The organism is Rhizobium sp. FKL33 (assembly GCF_005222915.1).
Lineage (GTDB): Bacteria > Pseudomonadota > Alphaproteobacteria > Rhizobiales > Rhizobiaceae > Rhizobium_E.
The window spans coordinates 120,528-142,504 of sequence record NZ_STFX01000009.1 but is presented as its reverse complement, the minus strand read 5'-3'; the positions used below and the strand labels follow the sequence as shown (position 1 = coordinate 142,504).

Genomic DNA, 21,977 nt, shown 5'->3' with positions numbered 1-21,977 from the left:
GCCATGTCGACACTGAGCCAAGCCATCAGCGCGGCCGACGCGCCCACGGAAAAAGACGGAACCGCCAAATTCTATTTCGGCCGGTTCTTCATCTACGGAGCCCTTACGCTCTGGACGATCATCTGCCTGTTCCCGATCTACTGGACGCTGACCACCTCCTTCAAGGTCGCCAAGGATGTGCAGAAGGGCGCGATCACCCCCTGGGTGGATTTCATTCCGAACTGGAAGGGCTGGCAGTCGCTCGGCCTGTCGCCCGAAACCATCATTCGCCCCTCCACGGTGCGCGATGAATTCCTGAAGCGTTTCTTCAACAGCGTCATCACCTCGGTCAGCGCCTCGCTGCTCGCCGTGCTGATCGGTTCGCTTGCCGCTTACGGTCTGACCCGTTTTGCCTACAAGATCGGCTGGATGCGCAACAAGGACATCTCCTTCTTCTTCCTGTCGCAGCTCATACTGCCGCCGGTGGTGCTGGCCCTGCCGTTCCTGGCGCTCTACAAGGAGCTAGCCCTGCTCGACACCACCATCGGCCTGGTGATGCTCTACACGCTGATGGTGCTGCCGATCGTCATCTGGATCATGCGCGACCAGTTCGCCGGCATTCCCGTCGAACTCGAGGAGGCGGCGCTGGTGGACGGCCTGTCGATCTGGGGCGCGTTCTTCCGGATCGTCTTCCCTCTCGCAGCGCCCGGCATGGTCGCAGCCTTCATTCTGGCGCTGGTGCTGTGCTGGAACGAGTATTTCTTCGCAGCCCTCCTCACGTCCACCCATGCCACGACCGTGCCGGTCATGGTGGCGAGCCAGACCGGATCGCAAGGCATCAACTGGTGGTCCATGGCGGCGCTGTCGACGGCGGCCATCGCGCCGCTTGTGGTGATGGGCATCTTCCTCGAGCGCTATATCATCAAGGGCATGACAGCCGGATCGGTGAAATGATGTTGAAGAAGATTCCACGCCTTCTGAGCGCCGAGGCCCTGAATGCGCTGATGCTGATGGGCCACGGCGACGAATTCCTCATCTGCGATGTCAACCACCCGGCAGCGACCATTGCGCGCGACACCGTTTACGGAGAGATCATCGATCTCGCCGGAGCTGACATTCCGACTGCGCTCGCCGCCATTCTCGAACTGTTTCCGGTCGACACCTTCGTCGAGCAACCGGTGAAACGGATGCAGGTTGTCGGCAATCCCGGCGAAGTCCTGCCGATCTTCGACGCCGTGCAGACTGTAGTCGATGCGGCGGAAGGCCGAGCCGTGGGCATGGCGGCCTTGGAGCGTTTCGCCTTCTACGAGGCGGCGCGGCAGAGTTTTGTGGTGTTCCGGACCTCCGATCCTGGTCCTTACGGCTGTTTTATCATCAAGAAAGGCGTGATCTGATCTGACGCGGGAGAAATCGTCGTTCCGGCGCAAAATATTTATCAGCATGCTAATTGTCTTCCGATGAACGGGCGCCTAAGTGATCACTGCAATGATCACTTAGGAAGGCAATCATGCTTCTCGACACCCTCTCCTGGCGTTACGCCACCAAGAAAATGGACCCCTCAAAGACCGTCTCCGAAGACAAGGTCGACCGCATCGTTGAGGCCGCGCGGCTGGCGCCGACATCCAGCGGTTTGCAGCCCTTCGAAGTCATCGTCGTCACCAACAAGGACGTCCGTGAAAAGATCAAGGCGATCGCCTGGAACCAGGCGCAGGTCACCGACGGCTCCCATCTGCTCGTCTTCGCCGCCTGGGACAATTACACCACGGACCGCATCAACAAAATGTTCGACCTCGTCAATGAGGAACGCGGCTTCACCAATGAAGGCTGGGAAAACTACCGGCAGATGCTGCTCAACAACTATCCAAATCGTGACGAGCAGGTGAATTTCGAACATGCCGCTCGCCAGGCCTATATTGGCTTCGGCCTCGCCATCGCCCAAGCCGCCGAAGAAAAGGTCGACGCGACCCCGATGGAGGGCTTCGATCCCGCCGCCCTCGACGAGATCCTTGGGCTGCGCGCCCGTGGACTGCGCTCCGTCACCATTCTGCCGCTCGGCTATCGCGCAACCGAAGGCGACTGGCTGGCCAACCTCAAGAAGGTTCGCCGCCCTCGCGACGAATTCGTCTCCACCGTCGCCTGATGGCTCCGGGAACGCGACGGTTCGGTCGTCGCGTTCCGTTTTTTTGCTCTGAGATCTTGAACCGGTTCAGAAAACCGTAACGCGCTCGGCCTATGCTTATTCCATGAAGTAAGCATTCGGAAGCCGACGTTGGATCTCGCCACCATTCTCCTGCTGTTCAAGTCGTCACTGCTCGTGGGAGCCCTCTGCTTCGTTTACGTCCGGTGGCACGGCAAACATGGCGAAGGTCTCGGGGTGCTCGCCGTATCGTTCTTGCTTCAGGCGGCGGCCACAACGTTTGCCGGCATGGTGGAATCCGGAACCCTCACAGGCACGGTTTGGATCGTGATCATGACCGCATTGGGCCTGGCGGGTTACGCCCTGCTCTGGACCGGGCTCAAAGAACTGACGACCGGAGTAAAAACAAAAGGTCTATGGCTGACGATGCTGCCGCCATCTCTCTTGACCGTCGCTGTTCTGTTTACCGACAGTGTCGACGACAACAGGATCCGCGCCTCGGTTTTCAATCTCTCCGCGGGCGTCTATCTCCTGGCTTGCTCGGTCATGGTCTGCCATGACATCGGGCGAGAAAAGCTGAGCGCGAAAGTCCCGCTGTCCCTGGCGCTCGGCTCAGGCGCATTTCTCTGCTTCGCCATCGTCCTGGGCATAAACGGCCTATTGATCTCCCCTGACGCTCTCAACATCGTCTTTTTCCTGCTGATCGTGCTGTTCTTCATCATCTGCCTGTTCATCATCATCATGGTGAAGGAGCGGACGGAAGCGGATCTGCATCGGCTGATCGCAACGGACGAATTGACCGGTCTTCCCAACCGCCGCCATTTCTTCAATGGCCTGCCAGCGGAGCCTCGCCCGGGCGACGCGTTCATCCTGCTTGATATTGACCATTTCAAGCGGGTCAATGACACATTGGGCCATGCGACGGGAGACAGGGTGCTCCGCAAGGTCGCCGAAATGATCGCCCGCGATCTGCCGTCACAGGCGATCTATGGTCGCCTGGGCGGAGAGGAATTCGGCGTCTTCCTGCCGGGGTCCGGCAACGACGCGGCGCTGGCCATCGCCGAACTCATCCGCAAACGGATCGAGAACCATCACGACGCCATCACCACCATCAGCGCCGGGGTCGCCGTCGCAAGAGCGGCAAGCGTCATAACCGAAGTGATGAGCGCCGCCGATGCGGCGCTTTACAAAGCCAAGCAGAATGGCCGCAATCGCGTCTGGCTGCATGTCGAGACCTGACCTCCTGGATCAGGGCGTGGCGATCTCACGCATCAGATCCTTGGTCCGACCGTAAAGGCTGCGGAAGACCCGGTGATTTCGGACATGCGCGGGATGGGGATGCGCCGCCACTTCCGCCTCGACCGGGTTCCAGGCCAGAATATCCTCGCGCCGTACGTCCCCCACGCCGAGCGCCGCCAGGAAAGCATCGCCATAGGACGCGCCGACCATGCGCCGCGCCAGCCTCTGCGGAAGGCACGAAATGTCGGAGGTCGCCTCCAGCCAGATCTTGTTCTTGACCCCGCCGCCCACGGCCATCAGCCGTTCCGGGCGGGCGCCGACTTCGGCATAGGTCTCGAAGATATGATTGGTGGCGTGCGCGATGCCCTCGATCAGCGCTCTGTAAATGTCCCCGCGCCCATGGGTGAGGTTGAGACCGAACAGCACGCCCTTGGCGTCGGGATCGTGCAGCGGCGTCCGCTCGCCCGAGAAATACGGCAGGAAGACGAGACCCTTCGCGCCGGGCTCGGAGGTTTCGGCCTCGCGCGCAAGCTCGCCGAAAGCCGTGGCCGGATCGAGATCGCGGCCGAACTGGTCGCGGAACCAGTGCGTGAGCGTGCCGGATGTCGCAAGCCCCGACATCGAGGCGTGTTCGCCCGGGAACAGCCAGGGCGCATACCAGAGGCGTGCGTCGCGCACCCGCGCCGCGGTCAGTTCGATGATGAAGATGGTCGAGCCATACATCACCATCATGTCGCCGGCTTCGCTCACGCCGACGGAAAAGGCTTCCGCCGCCGCATCGATCGTGCCGCAAATGACGGGGGTGCCAGAGGCGAGCCCGGTGGCGTGGGCGGCTGCAGCCGTCACTTCGCCGGCGATATCGGTGGTCCAGAGGATCTCGGGAAGCTTGTCGAGCGGCGCGATGCCGTCATTGAGCGCGTCCGACCATCCCTGCTCGTCGATCCGGTAGAGCGGCGAGAAATTGGCGGCGGTGTAATGATCCATCACCGACCGGCCCGTCAGCTTCTGGACGATATAGGTCGTGGAGGTCACGAACTTGTCGGCCTTCTCGTAGAGATCGGGCCTGTTGTTCTTGAGCCAGAGAATCTTCGGGCCGACCGACTGCGAGGTCAGGGCATTGCCGCATTCGTCGAGAATGCGCGCCTCGCCGAGGCTGGCGTTCAACGCTTCGATCTCGCGGGCGGCGCGTGTGTCGACGCCATAGAGCACGCCGTTCATCAGCGCATTGCCGTCACGATCGACCGGCAGCATGCAGGGCCCGATGGCGGAAGCGCCGACTGCGCGGATATCCTTGGGATCAATCCCGCCCTGGGCGATCAGCGCCTTGGAGAGAAAGCAGAAATCGCCCCACCAATCCTTGTCGGGATCGTGCTCGGCCCAGCCGGGCTGCGGCACCAGCATCTTGTGCGGGCGCGCCGCCTGGGCGACGATCTCGCCGGTCCCATCGACCAGCACGCCCTTGGATTCGAAGGTCCCGATATCGACGCCGAGATAATAGGCCATTGTCCCCTCTATTGTTCGAAATCGTCCCGATCGAGGCTGAAGCCCGGCTTGATGCGGGTGATTGCGGCGACCAGCAAGCGCGTCAGCTCTTCGAGATCGGCGAGGTCGCACATTTCGAGCGACGAATGCGAGTAGCGCATCGGAAAGCCCATATCGATCGACGCCACGCCTTGCCCCACCAGCTGCACATAGGAGGAATCCGTCAGGCAGCCGATATGGGCGCTTTTCTGCAGACGGATGCCCTCGCCCGCGGACGTTTCCTCAAACAGCCGCACCAGCGCCGGATGCGGGATCGTGCCGTTGAGCGTGCCGCGCCCGTGGAAGGAATAGAGCCCCATGCCAGGCCCGCCGCCCAGCGTCACCTCGCCCCGCGCGCCCATATCGGGCGTGTCGGCGGCCAGGATGATGTCGATCTGGATGGCGATATCGGGCTCGAGCATCTGCGCCGCCGTCAGCGCGCCGCGAAGGTTGAATTCTTCGAGCACGGAGAAGACGATATGCACCGTCGGGCGATCCTCTGCCGAGGCCAACGCCCGCGCCGCCTCCAGCACCACCGCGCAGCCGGCGCGGTCATCGACGGATGTGCCGGCGATGCGGCCATTGCGGAGATCGATGACTTCGGGCTGATAGACGATGGGCGTGCCCACATCGATGCCTGCGGCCAGCGCCTCCTCGGCGCTTCTGAAGCCGGCGTCGATATAGAGCTCCAGATAGGGCAGCACCTTGTATTTTTCATCGGGCTGGGTGGCGTGATGGGCCTTGTTGGCGATCACGCCGGGAATATCCCTGCCTTCGCCGAGCGAGAACAACACCGCCTGCGAGGCGAGCGCGCGCTCCGGCACCCCGCCGAGCCGTTCGACCCTGACATAGCCGTTCTTCTCGATCTTGCGCACCACGAAACCGAGCTGATCCATATGGGTGAACAGCATCACCGACGGCGCGCCCTCGGCGCCCTTGATCGTGGCGATCAGATTGCCCAGCCGGTCGGTGCGGGTTTCAAGCCCGATCGCCTGAAGCTGCGATTTGAGGTAACGGCGGACGCGCCCTTCATAGCCGGACAGGCCGGGAATGCGCATCAGCGTTTCGAGTTCAGCCCTCAGCCTGTCGCGCATGTCCAGCTCCTCAGCGATCCATGCGGACGAGACGCATGAATTCGGCCGCACGCTCGGGATCGACGGCGTTCCAGGTATGGCCGTCATATTTGAGCGACGACCCAACGATCACGCCGTCGGCCACCTTCAGCGTGTCGCGCACGGTGGCGTGCTTCACGCCGGTATTGGCGAAGACGTAAGTATCGGGCAGCACGCGCTTGACCGCTTCGAGATCGGTCATCTCGGCCGCTTCGCCGGTGATGTTGCCGGAGACCAGCACGGCGTCGGGAATGGACGAAAACACCGCGCTGCGGGCGCGATCGGCGACGCTGCGGCGGTCGAGCGAATAGGCGAATTCCGCCGAGATATTGTAGAGCAGCGCCAGATCCTGCCGATGCAGCCGGTCGCGATAGCGCATCGCCTTGCCCGCGTCAGGGGTCCACGGCCCCATGTCGGAGGCGTAGGTTCCGGTGAAAATCTCACGGACGAAGCCCGCACCGGTCGCCGCAGCCAGCGCGATCGAGGCTTCGGGATCCCAGAGCACATTGATGCCGAAGGGAATGCGGATCTCCTGGCGCACCTGGCCGATCACATAGGCCATGGTCGCGATCGACGCCGTATCCACCTTGAATTCATAGGGCCGGTCATTTTCGTTGCCGAACATGACGGCGTCGAAGCCGGCGTCCTGCAGCGCGGCCAGATCCTTGCGGACGCCGTCCAGCAGCGCCTCCAGGCCTCCCTCGCGATCATAGAGCGGCGAGCCGGGCAGCGCGCCGAAATGGACCATGGCGATGACGGGTTTGACCTCGCCGAACAGGCGCTCCAGTTTTTCACTCACGATACGATCTCCTCCAAACCGTGCCGGGAACTTGCCATTTCAGGCACTGCTTGTCACGGGCGCACCTTTGAAAATGAATAAAAACAATTGCTTTCGGATTGATCGCCTCGATACACTCGCCGCCTGAGGAGACCTATTCAGGAGGATAGCGATGAAAATCCGGCACTGGGACCGTCGCGGCAATGGCGGCTTCGATTTCACCGAACTCGGCTTCGGCACGGCCCCACTCGGCAATCTCTACAAGGCCATTTCGGACGAAGAGGCGCATGCGGTTCTCGATGCCGCCTGGGAAACCGGCTGCCGCTATTTCGACACCGCGCCGCTTTACGGCCTCGGCCTCTCCGAGCGCCGCGTCGGCGATTTCCTCAAGACCAAGACGCGCGAGGACTATCTGATCTCGACCAAGGTCGGTCGTCTTCTGTCGGTCTGCCCGCCCGATCAACGCACCGGCATCGGCAAGTTTTTCGACACGCCCAATCGGCGCGAAATCTACGACTATTCCTATGACGGTGTGATGCGGTCGTTCGAAGCCTCCTCCGAGCGCACCGGGCTCGATCGCTTCGACATCATCTTCGTGCACGACGTCGACATCTTCACCCATGGCTCGAAAGAAGCCTCCGACGCCCGCATCGAGGAATTCATGCGCGGCGGCTATTATGCGCTGCTGTCGCTTCGCGATCAGGGCGTCATCGGCGCCTTCGGCGGCGGCGTCAACGAATGGCAGGTCTGCCAGACATTGGCCGAGCGCGGCGATTTCGATCTCTTCCTGCTCGCCGGCCGCTATACGCTGCTCGAACAGGAGGCGCTCGAGAGCTTCCTGCCGCTCTGCGAACAGCGCAATATCGGCATCGTGCTCGGCGGACCCTACAATTCCGGCATCCTCGCCCGCGGCCCTTCGGAAGCGGCGCAATACAACTATTCGAACGCGCCGGTGGAGGTGATCGAGCGTGTCCGCAGGATCGACGCGGTCTGCCAGACGCATGGCGTGCGGCTGATCGAAGCGGCGCTGAATTTCCCGCTCCGGCACCCGCAGGTTGTTTCCGTCATCCCCGGCGGCCAGAGCGTGGCCGAAGTCCGCTCCAACCGCGACATTCTCGGCAAGGAAATTCCATCGGCGCTGTGGGAAGAGTTGAAGGCGGAGGGATTGCTGCGCGCTGACGCGCCGGTGTGATGTTTTGCGGGCTTAGCTGGTCTGATTTTCCGGGTCGCGTCCTCCGGGACGCGACCGACGGCGACGCAACCTATTCGCGATGCGCGCTGAAAAAGCATTGCCAAACAGTCTTGTGCGGACAGAATTTTTCTGTCACCAATGCCACCATCGATTTTCCTGAGGCCGATTGGCTCGGCTCCCCCGTCACTTGGCACGGGCGCGGCCTACGACTTATCCCCGAACGATCTATCGATGCCACCACCTGCTCTCGGCAGAGAGCACACTATTCTACGAAGGTTCTCGAAAGGAACTGTTATGAACACTGGTACCGTAAAGTGGTTCAACTCCCAGAAGGGTTACGGATTCATCCAGCCGGACAATGGCGGAGCGGATGTATTCGTGCATATCAGCGCCGTTGAACGCGCCGGCTTGACCACGCTCAACGAAGGCCAGAAGATCTCCTACGAAGTGCTCGCTGACCGTCGCACCGGCAAGTCCGCCGCCGGCAACCTGCGCGCCGCTTGATCTGTCGATAGATCCGGAACGTTTTCGAGGGCGCGAACCGCAAGGGTCGCGCCCTCGATCATTTAAACATCATCCCTGCAGATAGACGAATTCCGGCTCGACGCTGCGCGTCATCACCAGCCGCCCGTTCGGCAGATCGTTGCCGTCCAACTTATGGGTGAGATCGTCGCCGGCCAGATCCTTCCAGCGCTCGGTGAGACGCCGGCGCAGTTCGTCCTCCGGAACTTCGATCAGCACGGTCGTGTCGTAATGTCGGCGGAGATCCGCCCAGGCGCCGTCGCCCAGAAGGATATAATTTCCCTCAACGACCAGATGCCGCACGCTCTTGGGGATCATGCGTCCGCCGGCGCGGGCGATCTCGATCGACCTGTCGAACACCGGCACGGCGATCTCATCGTCGAGATTGGCGCGGAGACGGCCCAGCATATGCGAGAAACCGGCGACGTCGAAGGTTTCGAGCGCGCCCTTGCGTGGCCTGAGACCGCGCGGAACCAGCACGAGATCATCATAGTGATAGCCGTCCATGGGAAAGACGGCGGCCGACCCCGGCTCGCGCGTGTTCAGCGCCTCGACCAGTTGTTCGGCGAGCGTCGATTTGCCTGCGCCCGGCGGGCCGGCGATGGCGGTGATCGACCGCGCCTCAGCGCCGCGCGCCTCGACCGTTTCAACGAGCGTTTCGAATGTGATGGACAGTCGCATGGCATCCTCCCTTGTCTGGTCCCGATTAAAGCAACAGAGGTCGTTTCGCAAATCTCTGCGGCTTTCCAAACCAGCCGACCAGGGCTAGGAAAGGCGCAAAGAGGAGATCACACATGCGCATACTCTACGACCCCTCCCCCCGCGCCACAGAGGACATCTTCAGCGCGTCGGCAAAGGAAAAGTTCTTTTCAACCTATGACGTGATCGCCTGGAACGGTGAAGATCGCGACGATTTCTACCGCCGCCACCTGCCGGAGACCGAAGTGCTGATCAGCCAGCAGCCGATGGAGCGCGACCGGCTGGACCTCGCCCCGAAGCTGCGCGCCATCGTCAATGTCGAGACCAATTTCCTGCCCAATGTGGATTACGAGGCCTGCTTCCAGCGCGGCGTGCATGTGATCGCGCCGAGCTCTGTCTTCGCCGCGCCGGTCGCGGAAATGGCTGTCGGCATGGCTTTGTCGCTGGCCCGCGGCATTCACGCGTCGCATGGCGATTTCCTGAACGGCGAGGAGCTTTACGGGTTGGACGGCAATCATACGGCCGAGCTGCTGGCTGGCTCCGATGTCGGCTTCGTCGGCTTCGGCGATCTCGGCCGCGCCACCCACAAGCTGCTGGCTGGTTTCAACCCCACCGTCCGCGCCTTCGATCCCTGGCTACCCGAAGGCGTGCTGTCGCGCCTCGGCGTGATCCCGGCCTCGCTCGACGATGTTCTGTCGAAGAGCCGTTTCGTCTTCGTGGTCGCGACCATCACCACGGAAAACGCCCACCTGCTCAACGCCGAAAAGCTCGGCCTGATGCAACAGGGCGCGAAACTTTTACTGCTCAGCCGCGCGGCTGTGGCGGATTTCGCGGCCCTTGCCGAAGCCGCCGCATCCGGCCGCATTCTGGTGGCGACGGATGTGTTCCCGGAAGAGCCGGTTGCGAAAGACGATCCGATCCGGAAAATTCCGAATATCCTGTTCTCGGCTCATCGCGCCGGCGCGCTGACTTCAGCGCTTGAGAACATCGGCAATTACGTGCTGGAAGATCTGGGGCAGATCGCGCGCGGCCTGCCGCCGGTGGCCTGCAAGCGGGCGGAACGGGAAACCGTCATGCGCATCCGCTCGAAGCCGATCGACAAGTCCTGATCAGGTCCTGTTCCTGATCAGATAACGGTCTTGAAATAGTCGATCGTGCGCTTCAAGCCTTCGCGCAGGGGCACGGTCGGTTCCCAGCCGAGAACGTCCTTGGCGCGGGAAATGTCCGGGCAACGCTGCATCGGATCGTCCTGCGGCAACGGCAGATAGACGATCTTCGACATGGAGCCGGTGAGCTCGAGCACGAGCTCGGCAAGTTCGCGCATGGTGAATTCGCCGGGATTGCCGATGTTGACGGGATAGCTGACGCTGTCTGGCGCATCCATCAGGCGCAACATGCCCTCGACCAGGTCGTCCCGATAGCAGAAGGAGCGCGTTTGCAGGCCATCGCCGAACATGGTGATGTCATCGCCCCTGAGCGCCTGCACGATGAAGTTCGACACGACGCGGCCGTCCGCCTTGTTCATGCCGGGCCCATAGGTGTTGAAGATGCGCATGACGCGGATATTGACGCCGCGGGTGCGGTGATAGTCATGCATCAACGTTTCCGCGCCGCGCTTGCCTTCGTCATAGCAGGAGCGGATGCCCATCGTGTTGACATTGCCCCAATAGGCTTCCGTCTGCGGGTGAACGAGCGGGTCGCCGTAAATTTCGGACGTGGAGGCCTGCAGCACCTTGGCGCCGGTCTTCGACGCCAGCTCCAGAAGATTCATCGTGCCGATGATGCTGGTCTTGAACGTGTAGATCGGATCGGACTGGTAATGCACCGGTGACGCCGGGCAGGCCAAGTTGAAGATCTCTTCGAAACGGACATCGACCGGATCGATGACCGACTGTTCGATGGTCGCGAAATTGTTGCGGCCGCGCAGATGGGCGATATTGTCGACGGCGCCGGTGAAGTAATTGTCCAGGCAGGTGACGAAATTGCCCCGTTCCAGCAGTCGCTCGCAGAGATGCGAACCCAGAAAACCTGCCCCGCCGGTGACCAATATTCTCTTCATCGCGCCTGCCTTCCCAACTCGGTTTGAAGACCAGCTACACGCCCACCGTTTCCCGGACCTTGCGTGGCGCGCGAGGCGCGCGGAAATGTTCGCCAGGCTTTACTTTCGTTTTTTTCGTTCTATCTTCGGAGCGAAAACGAAACGACGGACCCGCGCGCATGTTTCTTTCACCCCGCCATCAACAGATCCTCGATATCGCCAAGACGCATGGCAAGGTGCTGGTGGAAGACCTGGCCTCACGCTTCGACATGACGCCGCAGACCATCCGCAAGGATCTCAACGATCTCTGTGAGAAGAAGCTGCTCAACCGCATCCATGGCGGCGCCGTGTTTCCTTCCGGCACCGAGAACATGCAGTATGAGCAGCGCCGCCAGATCGCCGCCGGAGAAAAAGAAGCGATCGGCCGCGCCGCAGCGGGCCTCATCCCCGACAACGCCTCGCTGTTTGTCAATATCGGCACGACGACGGAAGCTGTAGGCCAGGCCTTGCTTGACCATGGCCGGCTGATGATCATCACCAATAATATCAATGTAGCCAACAGGTTGCGCGTTTACCCACAATTCGAGGTGGTCATTGCCGGCGGCGTGGTGCGCGCTGCAGACGGCGGCGTAGTCGGCGAAGCCGCCGTCGATTTCATCCGCCAGTTCAAGGTCGATTACGCCGTGATCGGCGCATCTGCGATCGACGACGACGGCGCGCTCCTAGATTATGATTTTCGCGAAGTGAAAGTAGCCCAGGCGATCATCGCCAATGCCCGCCACGTCATCCTGGTGGCGGATTCGACGAAATTCGAACGCACCGCGCCGGTCAGAATCGCGCATATTTCGCAGGTGCACACTTTCGTCACCGACCGCTGTTATCCCCCGAGCGTGCAGAAAATCTGTCGTGAAAACGGGGTAAACCTCGTCGAGACGGCGGCGCAAACCGACATTCGCAGCGCAACCGCTCAGTAAATTTTCTAGTAATGCTCGGTAAAATTTTACCTCGTTTGTTTTCGATTGACATTCGTTTTGTTTTCGCTTTGAATGATTTCAGTTTCGCAATTGCGATAAATGTTGCAATGCGAAAAGGGAGAGAATCGTGACGACAGACGTGATCCATGATGTTTTCATTGCGGGCGGCGGCATCAATGGCTGTGGCATCGCCCGCGACGCGGTGGGTCGCGGCTACACCGTCTATCTGGCGGAAATGAAGGATCTGGCGTCCGGCACCTCGTCCTGGTCGACCAAGCTCATCCATGGCGGTCTGCGTTATCTCGAACATTACGAATTTCGCCTGGTGCGCGAGGCGCTGATGGAGCGCGAAGTGCTCTGGGGCATGGCGCCGCATATCATCTGGCCGCTGCGTTTCGTTCTGCCGCTGCACAAGGATATGCGGCCCGGCTGGCTCATCCGCCTCGGCCTGTTCCTTTACGACCATATCGGCGGCCGCAAGGCGCTGCCGGCCACCCAGGTGCTCGATCTCACCCGCGACCCCGCCGGCAAGCCGCTCAAGGACCGTTTCCGCAAGGCTTTCGAATATTCGGATTGCTGGGTCAACGACGCCCGTCTCGTGGTGCTCAACGCCCGCGATGCCGCCGATCGCGGCGCGACGATCCGCACCCGCGCCAAGGTGGTCTCGGCCCGCCGTGAAGGCGGCCTCTGGGCCATCGTGGTCGAAGACGTGCTGACCGGCGCGCGCGACACCGTCAAGGCCAAGCTGTTCGTCAACGCCGCCGGCCCCTGGGTCGACAAGCTTCTGCAGAACGCCGCCGGCTCCAACACGCATAATGTGCGCCTGGTCCAAGGCAGCCATATCGTGGTGAAGAAGAAATTCGCCGATCCCCGCGCCTATTTCTTCCAGAACAATGACGGCCGCATCTTCTTCGCCATCCCCTATGAACAGGATTTCACCCTGATCGGCACCACGGATCGCGACTACAAGGGCGATCCGGCCGATGTGAAGATCACCGACGACGAGATCGACTATCTCTGCGCCGGCGCTTCGGAATATTTCAAGGAGCCTGTGACCCGGGCAGACATGGTTTGGTCCTATTCCGGCGTGCGCCCGCTTTATGACGACGGCGCCTCCAAAGCGCAGGAAGCCACCCGCGATTACGTGTTGAAGGCGGTCGGCGGCGAAGGCGAGCCGCAGATGCTCAACGTCTTCGGCGGCAAGATCACCACCTATCGCAAGCTCGCCGAATCCATGCTCGAAAAGATCGAGGCGGTGCTCGGCGCAAAGGGCAAACCCTGGACCGAAGGCGCGACGCTGCCGGGCGGAGATTTCGACCGCAACGGCTTTGGCGGACTGGTGTCGCGGCTGCGGACCGAAAAGCCCTGGCTGCCGGGCGCGCTCGCCGAACGTCTCGTGCGCCTTTACGGCACCAAGGCATTCGTCATCACCAAGAGCGCCGGAAGCCTGGCCGATCTCGGCCGCATCTTCGGCGGCGATCTGACCGAAGCGGAAGTCAACTATCTCATGGACCAGGAATGGGCGGTGGACGCCGAGGACGTTCTCTGGCGCCGCACCAAGCTTGGTTTGAAACTCGACGCCGACAGCGTGGCTGCGCTGGAGGCCTATATGCAGGAACGGCGGAGCGCACGCGCCGCCGCACAGTAGGACTGACGACATAGGCCGAGAGGGCCGCTGACGGCACAGTCCTGCTGGGGAGGAGGAACAATGCTGGAATTCAAGGGCGTGTGCAAACACGTCGGCGCGGAGCGTCACATCACCGATGTGTCCATGCGCCTCGAAAAAGGCTCGCTCAACGTGCTGCTCGGCCCGACGCTGTCAGGCAAGACCACGCTGATGCGGCTGATGGCTGGGCTCGACCGCCCGACGAAAGGCTCGGTTTTCTTCGACGGCAAGGATGTGACGGGCGTTCCCGTGCAGGCGCGCAATGTCGCGATGGTCTACCAGCAGTTCATCAATTATCCGGCGATGACGGTCTATGAGAACATCGCTTCGCCTCTGCGCGTGAAGGGCGCCGATCGCGCCGAGATCGAACGCCAGGTGATGAAGGCGGCCGAACTGCTTCGCCTCACCCCCTATCTCAAGCGCCTGCCGCTCGAACTCTCCGGCGGCCAACAGCAGCGCACCGCGCTTGCTCGCGCCATCGTCAAGAATGCCGGCCTGGTCCTGCTCGACGAGCCGCTCGCCAATCTCGATTACAAGCTCCGCGAGGAACTGCGCGCAGAACTGCCGCGCATCTTTGCCGAAACCGGCGCGATCTTTGTTTACGCCACCACCGAACCCACAGAAGCCCTGCTATTGGGTGGAGCCACGGCGACGCTGCATGAAGGCCGCGTAACGCAATATGGTCCGACGGTCGACGTCTTCCGTCGCCCGACGGATCTCCTCACCGCGCAGACCTTCTCCGATCCGCCGCTCAACATGATCGCCGCCGTCAAGCGCGGCGAGGTGCTGGCGCTGGAAGGCGGCGCCGAGATCTCCACGCCGCGCGACATGGCGCATGTGCCGGATGGCAAGCTGACCATCGGTTTCCGGCCGCATCACCTGTCGCCCAAGCCCGTCAGCATCGAGACGGCGGCCCTGCCCGCCCGGGTGGCGGTGACGGAAATCACCGGTTCGGAAAGTTTCGTGCATCTGGACCATGGATCGGAAACCTGGGTCATGCTGACCAAGGGCGTGCATGATATCGCCCCCGGCACCGATCTGATGGTCTATCTGGACACGCGCCACCTGCTCGCCTTCCGTGAGGACGGGCGCAACGCTGCGCTTGCGGCCTGAGGAGAAGACCATGGCGCGCATCACGCTCGATCACATTCGCCACGCCTACACCGCCAATCCGGAAAAGCCGTCGGATTACGCGCTGAAGGAAGTGGACCATATTTTCGAAGACGGCGGCGCCTATGCGCTGCTCGGACCCTCCGGCTGCGGCAAGACCACGCTGCTGAACATCATCTCGGGCCTGCTCACGCCCTCGCATGGCCGATTGCTGCTCGGCGACCGCGATGTGACGCGGCTGCGCACGGAAGAGCGCAACATCGCCCAGGTGTTCCAGTTCCCGGTCGTCTATGACACGATGACCGTGTTCGACAATCTCGCTTTCCCCTTGCGCAATCGCGGCATTCCCGAAGCGCAGGTCACGGCCAAGGTGCAGGAAATCCTGAAGGTCATCGATCTCGAATCGATGGCGCGGCGCAAGGCCGAGGGCCTGACCGCCGATCTCAAGCAGAAAGTGTCGCTCGGCCGCGGCCTCGTCCGCGCCGATGTCAGCGCCATCCTGTTCGACGAGCCGCTGACCGTCATCGATCCGCATATGAAATGGCAGCTCCGGTCGCAGCTGAAGCTGCTGCACCGCCAGTTCGGCTACACCATGGTCTATGTGACCCACGACCAGACCGAAGCCCTCACCTTCGCCGACAAGGTCGTGGTCATGTATGACGGCCAGATCGTGCAGATCGGCACGCCGGCGGAACTGTTCGAAAAGCCCAGCCACACCTTCGTCGGCTACTTCATCGGCTCGCCCGGCATGAACGTGCTGCCGGCCTCGCTGGACGGCGCATCCGTGCGCGTCGGCGAGCATGCGATCGGCCTGTCCTCCGCCCCGTCGGTGGCGGGCGCCGCCAAGATCGAGCTCGGCATCCGGCCGGAATTCGTCCGGCTCGGCCGCGAGGGCATGCCTGTCACCATCACCAAGGTCGAGGATATCGGCCGCCACAAGGTGATCCGGACGCAATTCGCCGGACAGAGCCTGACCGCGATCCTCGAAGAGGACAACGAGATCCCCGCCGATCCCCGGGTCACCTTCGACCCCGGCGCCATCAACCTCTACGCCGATTCCTGGCGCGTGAAGACGGAGGCCTGAGATGAACAAGACCTGGAACAACAAGGCCTGGTTCATGGTCCTGCCGGTGCTGGCGCTGGTCGCCTTCTCCGCCGTGGTGCCGCTGATGACGGTGGTGAACTATTCGGTGCAGGACACATTCGGCAACAACGAATTCTTCTGGGCCGGGGCCGAGTGGTTTTCTGACACGCTGTCGTCGGAACGCTTCTGGTCGGCGCTGCAGCGCAACCTGCTGTTCTCCTTCATCATCCTGGCGATCGAAGTGCCGCTCGGCATCTTCATTGCACTCAACATGCCCAAGAAGGGCCTGGGCGTGCCGGTCTGCCTCGTGCTGATGGCGCTGCCGCTGCTCATTCCGTGGAACGTGGTCGGCACGATCTGGCAGATCTTCGGCCGCGTCGACATCGGCCTGCTCGGCTACTCGCTCGAAGCCATCGGCGTCGACTATAACTACGTCCGCGACCCCATCGACGCCTGGGTGACGCTGGTCATCATGGATGTCTGGCACTGGACGAGCCTCGTCGTGCTGCTCTGCTATGCCGGCCTCGTTTCGATCCCCGAAGCCTATTACCAGGCCGCCAAGATCGACGGCGCCTCGCGCTGGTCCGTGTTCCGCTACATCGAACTGCCCAAGATGAAGCGGGTGCTGCTGATCGCCGTGCTCTTGCGCTTCATGGACAGTTTCATGATCTATACCGAGCCCTTCGTCGTCACCGGCGGCGGCCCCGGCAACTCGACCACCTTCCTGTCGATCGACCTCGTCAAGATGGCGGTCGGCCAGTTCGACCTCGGCCCGGCCGCCGCGCTCTCCATCATCTACTTCCTGATCATCCTGCTGTTGTCATGGATCTTCTACACCGTGATGACCTCGAGCGACCAGAAAGGCTGAGACCATGACCAAGTCCCCTCGCTACGGCGCCTTCCTCGTCTCGACGCTCTATATCCTGTTCCTGCTCGCGCCGATCTACTGGCTCGTGAACATGAGCTTCAAGACCAACGCCGAGATCACCGGCGCCTTCTCGCTCTGGCCGGCCAATCCGACGCTCCGGAACTACACCGTGATCTTCACCGATCCGGCCTGGTATTCGGGCTATATCAATTCGATCATTTATGTGGCGCTCAACACGGTCATCTCAGTGTCTGTGGCGCTGCCGGCCGCCTACGCCTTCTCGCGCTACCGGTTTTTGGGCGACAAGCACCTGTTCTTCTGGCTGCTCACCAACCGCATGGCGCCGCCGGCTGTGTTCGCCTTGCCCTTCTTCCAGCTCTATTCGGCCTTCGGCCTGATCGACACGCATATCGCGGTCGCGCTCGCCCACTGCCTGTTCAACGTGCCGCTGGCGGTCTGGATCCTCGAAGGCTTCATGTCGGGCGTGCCGAAGGAGATCGATGAAACCGCTTATATCGACGGTTATTCTTTCCCGCGCTTCTTCGTGAAGATCTTCACGCCGCTGATCGCTTCGGGCATCGGGGTCGCCGCCTTCTTCTGCTTCATGTTCTCCTGGGTCGAACTGCTGCTCGCCCGCACGCTGACCACGACCGACGCCAAGCCGATCGCCGCGACCATGACGCGCACCGTCTCGGCGTCCGGCATGGACTGGGGGGTGCTGGCCGCCGCCGGCGTTCTGACCCTGATCCCCGGCGCGCTGGTGATCTATTTTGTCCGCAATTACATCGCCAAGGGCTTTGCCCTGGGGAGGGTCTGATGAACGCTACTCGTCGCTGGCCGTTCGCGCTCGCCATCGTTGTTCTCGTCTATGCCGGGGCCGTGGGCCTTCTCGCCTCGCGCCTGCCGGTCAAGGACGGCGCCGTCGACTGGTATGCGCCGCTGATACCGGGCGGCTGGATGGCCTGGTCCTTTCCCGGCGCGCTGTTCTTCATGACCATCGCCTTTCTGCTGGCGCTGATGGCGGTCTGGGAAAGCGCCTCGCCGGGTGGAAACCCTCGTATCGGCATCCTGCGCTTCGAGACGACGCGGGGGGACCGTCTGTTCATCTCGCTGCTCGGCTCGGCATTTATTCATCTCGCATGGTTGGGCCTGATCGGCGCCAATCTGTGGTGGGCTCTGGCTCTCTCGCTCGTCTACGCGCTCGGCGTGTTCAAGCTGGTGTGAGCCACGGAGGAATGGGCGCGCCGGGGGAGCCGGTTCGCCTTCTACGCAATCGCAAAACCTATGGGAGGATCTTATGCGAAAGCATCTACTGACATCGACGGCGGCAATTCTGCTCGCTTTCGCCGGCACGGCCTTTGCCGGCATGGAAGAAGCCAAGCAGTTCCTGGACAAGGAAGTCGGCGATCTGTCGACCCTGTCCCGCGCGGACCAGGAAAAGGAAATGCAGTGGTTCGTCGACGCCGCCAAGCCCTTTGCCGGCATGGAGATCAAGGTCGTCTCCGAAACCATCACCACGCATGAATATGAATCCAAGGTGCTGGCTCCGGCCTTCACCGCCATCACCGGCATCAAGATCACGCATGACCTGATCGGTGAAGGCGACGTCGTCGAAAAGCTGCAGACGCAGATGCAGTCGGGCGAAAACGTCTATGACGCCTATGTCAACGACTCCGACCTGATCGGCACCCATTGGCGCTACAAGCAGGCTCGCTCGCTGACCGACTGGATGGCGAACGAAGGCAAGGACGTGACCAATCCCGGTCTCGACCTCAACGACTTCATCGGCCTGAAATTCACCACTGCCCCGGATGGCAAGCTCTACCAGCTGCCCGACCAGCAGTTCGCGAACCTCTACTGGTTCCGCTATGACTGGTTCAACGACGAGAAGAACAAGGCCGACTTCAAGGCCAAGTACGGTTACGACCTCGGCGTGCCGGTCAACTGGTCTGCCTACGAAGACATCGCCGAATTCTTCACCGGTCGCGAAATCGACGGCAAGAAGGTCTATGGCCACATGGACTACGGCAAGAAGGACCCCTCGCTCGGCTGGCGCTTCACCGACGCCTGGCTGTCGATGGCCGGCAATGGCGACAAGGGCCTTCCGAACGGTCTGCCCGTCGACGAATGGGGCATCAAGGTCAATGAAAAGTCCCAGCCGGTCGGCTCCTGCGTCGCCCGCGGCGGCGACACCAACGGCCCGGCTTCGGTCTACGCCATCCAGAAATACCTCGACTGGCTGAAGGCCTATGCGCCGGCCGCCGCTCAGGGCATGACCTTCTCGGAATCCGGCCCGGTGCCGGCCCAGGGCGAAATCGCCCAGCAGATGTTCATGTACACCGCCTTCACCGCCGACATGGTCAAGGACGGCCTGCCGGTGGTCAACGCCGACGGCACGCCGAAGTGGCGTTTCGCGCCGTCGCCGCATGGCGTCTACTGGAAGGACGGCATGAAGCTCGGCTATCAGGACGTGGGTTCCTGGACGCTGCTGAAGTCCACGCCTGACGATCGCGCCAAGGCCGCCTGGCTCTATGCGCAGTTCGTCACCTCCAAGACCGTGGACGTCAAGAAGAGCCATGTCGGCCTGACGCTGATCCGCGAATCGACCATCCAGCACAAGAGCTTCACGGACCGCGCGCCGAAGCTCGGCGGCCTGATTGAGTTCTATCGCTCGCCGGCCCGCGTGCAGTGGTCGCCGACCGGCACCAACGTTCCGGACTATCCGAAGCTGGCCCAGCTGTGGTGGCAGGCGATCGGCGACGCCTCTTCGGGCGCCAAGACCGCCCAGGAAGCCATGGACTCGCTCTGCGCCGAGCAGGAAAAGGTGCTGAGCCGTCTGGAACGCGCAGGCGTCCAGGGCGACATCGGCCCGAAGCTCGCCGAAGAGCATGATCTCGCCTACTGGAACGCCGACGCCGTGAAGAACGGCCATCTCGCTCCGCAGCTGAAGATCGAGAACGAGAAGGAAAAGCCCCTCACCGTCAACTATGACGAACTGGTGAAGAGCTGGCAGAAGTAATCGACGCCACGCTGTGACGTCACGGACCGGGGCGGAAACGCCCCGGTTTTTTTATTGGACGGGCGACAGAAGCCACGCGGCGGACCCAGCGCGGTGCCCCCCTCACGCCCGCTTGAGCGCCTCGATATCCCCGCTTTCGAGATACGGAAGATTGGCCTCGATCTTGGCGATCGGCCAATCCCACCAGGCGAGGTCGAGGAGGTCAGCGATCACATCGTCGGGATAGCGCATGCGGATGATCCCGGCCGGATTGCCGCCGACGACGGCATAGGCGGGGACATGCCGCGTCACCACGGCGCGGGCCGCGATGATGGCGCCCGGCCCGATCCGCACCCCCGGCATGATCGCCGCCTCATGGCCGATCCAAACGTCGTGGCCGACCACCGTATCCCTGACCGGCAGATCCTTGTAGCCAAAGGTTTCCGGCTTGAAGATGCGGAAGGGATAGGCGGTAACCCCGGCCATCGGGTGATTGGCGGAACTGGTGATGAAATAGCTGCCGCGGGCGATCTGCACGAATTTGCCGATCACCAGTTTTTCCCGGCAGCCGGGACCAAGATACGGCGCCAGAATCCCCGCGGTCTCCTCCACGCGGCCCGAATGAGTGAAATAGCTGTAGTCGCCGACCTCGATGCGCGGATGGTCGATCGCCTGTTTCAGATGCACGGTGTCGCGATAGACGGTCCCGTCGGGCAGCGTGATGGGATGGAGGAGATCGGCGTCGAGAAGGGGCATGGCGGGGTCCGGAGCAGTGGGAATGTGGCCGATGCTATGGGAGGACGGAGGCGCGATCCATCGCGTGGAGGGAATGGTTGAATCAATTGTTTGAATGAAATGCTAAAAGTTTATGTGCTGCGAAAAAGCATAGCCGCAGCATAACTGAACGTAAAGAATGCAGGTATATGTAGATGGATACGTCTTCATGTTCTGAAATATATCACTACAGAACAGAAAAATGCGGAAGGGTCGATTGATGAAGCAAATTGCAATTTTTAATCACAAGGGCGGCGTAGCCAAAACGACATTAACATTCCATCTAGGATGGATGCTTGCTACACTTGGTAAACGGACCATGATCGTAGACTGCGACCCACAATGCAACCTTACAGGCGCCTTTCTTGGCGATATGGATACAGAAGATTATCCCTTCGAAAGCAAATCTCCGCAGAAGCCAAAAAACATCCGCGATGCGATCAAACCAGCCTTTGAATCTAGGCCTTACATGATTGAGGCAACTGAACTGTATACTTCACCGCTGCAAAAGGATTTACTTCTTCTTCCAGGCCACGTCGGACTAGCAGAATACGAAAGTCAACTCGCAGTTTCTCACGAATTGAGCAACACCTTGTCGGCGCTGCAGAATATTCCAGGTGCACTTCATCACGCCATCGCAAAAACGGGAGAAAAATATAGTATCGATCTCGCCCTCATCGACATGAGCCCTAGCTTGGGAGCAATCAATCAAAACCTTTTTATGACGAGCGATGCTTTCATTATTCCGATGGCGCCTGATCTCTTTTCCTCTATGGCACTGCGTTCGCTATCTCGAACTCTTCCTAAATGGGCAGAGTGGGGAAGAAAAGCTGCTAGCAACGCAATCCTCAAGGACGCTGATTACTCATTTCCCGACGTAACACCAAAGTATTTAGGTTCTTCTGTCAATAACTTTCGAAAGAGATCGAGAAACAACGAGGAAGCCAAGCCAACAAAAGCATTCCAAAAGTGGTTTGATAGGCTAGCAGAAACGAAAGCGAATGATCTAATGGCCGCACTTAAAGGAGCTCATATGCTTCTTTCTGACAACATTTATGAAGATGCAAAAGCGCCCCCTGAAGGATTTCTCATGGAGATCAGTACGCTCGATAGTTTGATTGCGACTGCGCAGGAACTAGCTAAACCAGTTTTTGCGCTCGATTTAGATGTCGACACAGAGTTTCGCGGTACCGTCGCTGATATATACGCCCAAAAAATTGAAGATGTTCGGAAGGGCTTCGAACAAGGAGCCGAGAAAATCATTAAGATGACGGACGCATTCTAAA

22 protein-coding genes are annotated in these 21,977 nt (G+C 61.1%); 16 read left to right on the top strand and 6 right to left on the bottom strand.

What is annotated here, in order from left to right:
* The first annotated feature begins 3 nt into the window (after positions 1-3).
* The 4 genes from E8Q41_RS06810 (at position 4) to E8Q41_RS06795 (ending at position 3,355) form a co-directional block, all read left to right on the top strand.
* The gene (locus E8Q41_RS06810; RefSeq protein ID WP_137154761.1) at positions 4-933 is read left to right on the top strand and encodes a carbohydrate ABC transporter permease; all 930 of its coding nucleotides are present in this window, start codon (positions 4-6) and stop codon (positions 931-933) included.
* Entirely contained in the window at positions 930-1,373 is a 444-nt protein-coding gene (locus tag E8Q41_RS06805) for an RbsD/FucU domain-containing protein (protein WP_246660103.1), read from the top strand. The genes E8Q41_RS06810 and E8Q41_RS06805 overlap by 4 nt, the downstream gene beginning before the upstream one ends.
* 113 nt (positions 1,374-1,486) lie before the next feature.
* A complete protein-coding gene (locus tag E8Q41_RS06800) occupies positions 1,487-2,119 on the top strand; it encodes an NAD(P)H-dependent oxidoreductase (RefSeq protein ID WP_137154760.1) in 633 nt (210 codons plus the stop codon).
* A gap of 129 nt (positions 2,120-2,248) precedes the next feature.
* Positions 2,249-3,355, top strand: coding sequence for a GGDEF domain-containing protein (locus E8Q41_RS06795; protein WP_137154759.1), 1,107 nt, complete (start codon positions 2,249-2,251; stop codon positions 3,353-3,355).
* Between the two features lie 9 nt (positions 3,356-3,364).
* Here E8Q41_RS06795 and E8Q41_RS06790 read toward each other — a convergent pair whose 3' ends face one another.
* Genes E8Q41_RS06790 through E8Q41_RS06780 form a run of 3 tightly spaced genes read right to left on the bottom strand, consistent with a single transcriptional unit; the run spans position 3,365 to position 6,787 of the window.
* The gene (locus tag E8Q41_RS06790) at positions 3,365-4,858 is read right to left on the bottom strand and encodes an FGGY-family carbohydrate kinase (protein ID WP_137154758.1); all 1,494 of its coding nucleotides are present in this window, start codon (positions 4,856-4,858) and stop codon (positions 3,365-3,367) included.
* A gap of 8 nt (positions 4,859-4,866) precedes the next feature.
* A complete protein-coding gene (locus tag E8Q41_RS06785; protein ID WP_137154757.1) occupies positions 4,867-5,970 on the bottom strand; it encodes a M42 family metallopeptidase in 1,104 nt (367 codons plus the stop codon).
* A gap of 10 nt (positions 5,971-5,980) precedes the next feature.
* Positions 5,981-6,787: a BtpA/SgcQ family protein gene (locus E8Q41_RS06780; protein WP_281405296.1), complete on the bottom strand. Its 807-nt coding sequence runs from the start codon at positions 6,785-6,787 to the stop codon at positions 5,981-5,983.
* Between the two features lie 151 nt (positions 6,788-6,938).
* Here E8Q41_RS06780 and E8Q41_RS06775 point away from each other — a divergent pair, with 151 nt between their 5' ends.
* Entirely contained in the window at positions 6,939-7,958 is a 1,020-nt protein-coding gene (locus E8Q41_RS06775) for an aldo/keto reductase (protein ID WP_137154756.1), read from the top strand.
* A gap of 294 nt (positions 7,959-8,252) precedes the next feature.
* Entirely contained in the window at positions 8,253-8,462 is a 210-nt protein-coding gene (locus E8Q41_RS06770; RefSeq protein WP_137154755.1) for a cold-shock protein, read from the top strand.
* A gap of 69 nt (positions 8,463-8,531) precedes the next feature.
* Here the strand turns inward: E8Q41_RS06770 and E8Q41_RS06765 are convergent, their stop codons facing one another.
* Entirely contained in the window at positions 8,532-9,161 is a 630-nt protein-coding gene (locus E8Q41_RS06765; RefSeq protein ID WP_137154754.1) for an AAA family ATPase, read from the bottom strand.
* Positions 9,162-9,274: 113 nt separating this feature from the next.
* Between E8Q41_RS06765 and E8Q41_RS06760 the strand changes: the two genes are divergently transcribed.
* On the top strand, positions 9,275-10,288 hold the full coding sequence (locus tag E8Q41_RS06760; RefSeq protein ID WP_137154753.1) for an NAD(P)-dependent oxidoreductase: 1,014 nt from the start codon (positions 9,275-9,277) through the stop codon (positions 10,286-10,288).
* A 17-nt stretch (positions 10,289-10,305) separates the two neighbouring features.
* On the opposite strand, the gene E8Q41_RS06755 is transcribed toward E8Q41_RS06760, so the two are convergent.
* Positions 10,306-11,238: a UDP-glucuronic acid decarboxylase family protein gene (locus E8Q41_RS06755; RefSeq protein WP_137154752.1), complete on the bottom strand. Its 933-nt coding sequence runs from the start codon at positions 11,236-11,238 to the stop codon at positions 10,306-10,308.
* A 158-nt stretch (positions 11,239-11,396) separates the two neighbouring features.
* On the opposite strand from E8Q41_RS06755, the gene E8Q41_RS06750 reads away from it, so the two are divergent.
* The 8 genes from E8Q41_RS06750 (at position 11,397) to E8Q41_RS06715 (ending at position 19,938) form a co-directional block, all read left to right on the top strand.
* Positions 11,397-12,191 (top strand): DeoR/GlpR family DNA-binding transcription regulator, encoded by a 795-nt coding sequence (locus E8Q41_RS06750; protein WP_137154751.1) that lies wholly within the window; start codon positions 11,397-11,399, stop codon positions 12,189-12,191.
* Positions 12,192-12,318: 127 nt separating this feature from the next.
* Positions 12,319-13,839, top strand: coding sequence for a glycerol-3-phosphate dehydrogenase (gene glpD / locus E8Q41_RS06745; RefSeq protein WP_137154750.1), 1,521 nt, complete (start codon positions 12,319-12,321; stop codon positions 13,837-13,839).
* A 60-nt stretch (positions 13,840-13,899) separates the two neighbouring features.
* The gene (locus E8Q41_RS06740; RefSeq protein ID WP_137154749.1) at positions 13,900-14,970 is read left to right on the top strand and encodes an ABC transporter ATP-binding protein; all 1,071 of its coding nucleotides are present in this window, start codon (positions 13,900-13,902) and stop codon (positions 14,968-14,970) included.
* Positions 14,971-14,980: 10 nt separating this feature from the next.
* Positions 14,981-16,051, top strand: coding sequence for an ABC transporter ATP-binding protein (locus E8Q41_RS06735; RefSeq protein ID WP_137154748.1), 1,071 nt, complete (start codon positions 14,981-14,983; stop codon positions 16,049-16,051).
* 1 nt (position 16,052) lies between these two features.
* The gene (locus E8Q41_RS06730) at positions 16,053-16,919 is read left to right on the top strand and encodes a sugar ABC transporter permease (protein WP_137154747.1); all 867 of its coding nucleotides are present in this window, start codon (positions 16,053-16,055) and stop codon (positions 16,917-16,919) included.
* Positions 16,920-16,923: 4 nt separating this feature from the next.
* On the top strand, positions 16,924-17,736 hold the full coding sequence (locus E8Q41_RS06725) for a carbohydrate ABC transporter permease (protein WP_137154746.1): 813 nt from the start codon (positions 16,924-16,926) through the stop codon (positions 17,734-17,736).
* Positions 17,736-18,143, top strand: coding sequence for a DUF2160 domain-containing protein (locus E8Q41_RS06720; protein WP_137154745.1), 408 nt, complete (start codon positions 17,736-17,738; stop codon positions 18,141-18,143). The genes E8Q41_RS06725 and E8Q41_RS06720 overlap by 1 nt, the downstream gene beginning before the upstream one ends.
* Before the next feature lie 73 nt (positions 18,144-18,216).
* Positions 18,217-19,938 (top strand): ABC transporter substrate-binding protein, encoded by a 1,722-nt coding sequence (locus E8Q41_RS06715; RefSeq protein WP_137154744.1) that lies wholly within the window; start codon positions 18,217-18,219, stop codon positions 19,936-19,938.
* A 102-nt stretch (positions 19,939-20,040) separates the two neighbouring features.
* Here the strand turns inward: E8Q41_RS06715 and E8Q41_RS06710 are convergent, their stop codons facing one another.
* On the bottom strand, positions 20,041-20,673 hold the full coding sequence (locus E8Q41_RS06710) for a CatB-related O-acetyltransferase (RefSeq protein ID WP_137154743.1): 633 nt from the start codon (positions 20,671-20,673) through the stop codon (positions 20,041-20,043).
* A gap of 238 nt (positions 20,674-20,911) precedes the next feature.
* Here E8Q41_RS06710 and E8Q41_RS06705 point away from each other — a divergent pair, with 238 nt between their 5' ends.
* Positions 20,912-21,976, top strand: coding sequence for an AAA family ATPase (locus E8Q41_RS06705; protein ID WP_170976388.1), 1,065 nt, complete (start codon positions 20,912-20,914; stop codon positions 21,974-21,976).
* The last annotated feature ends 1 nt before the right edge of the window (position 21,977 follow it).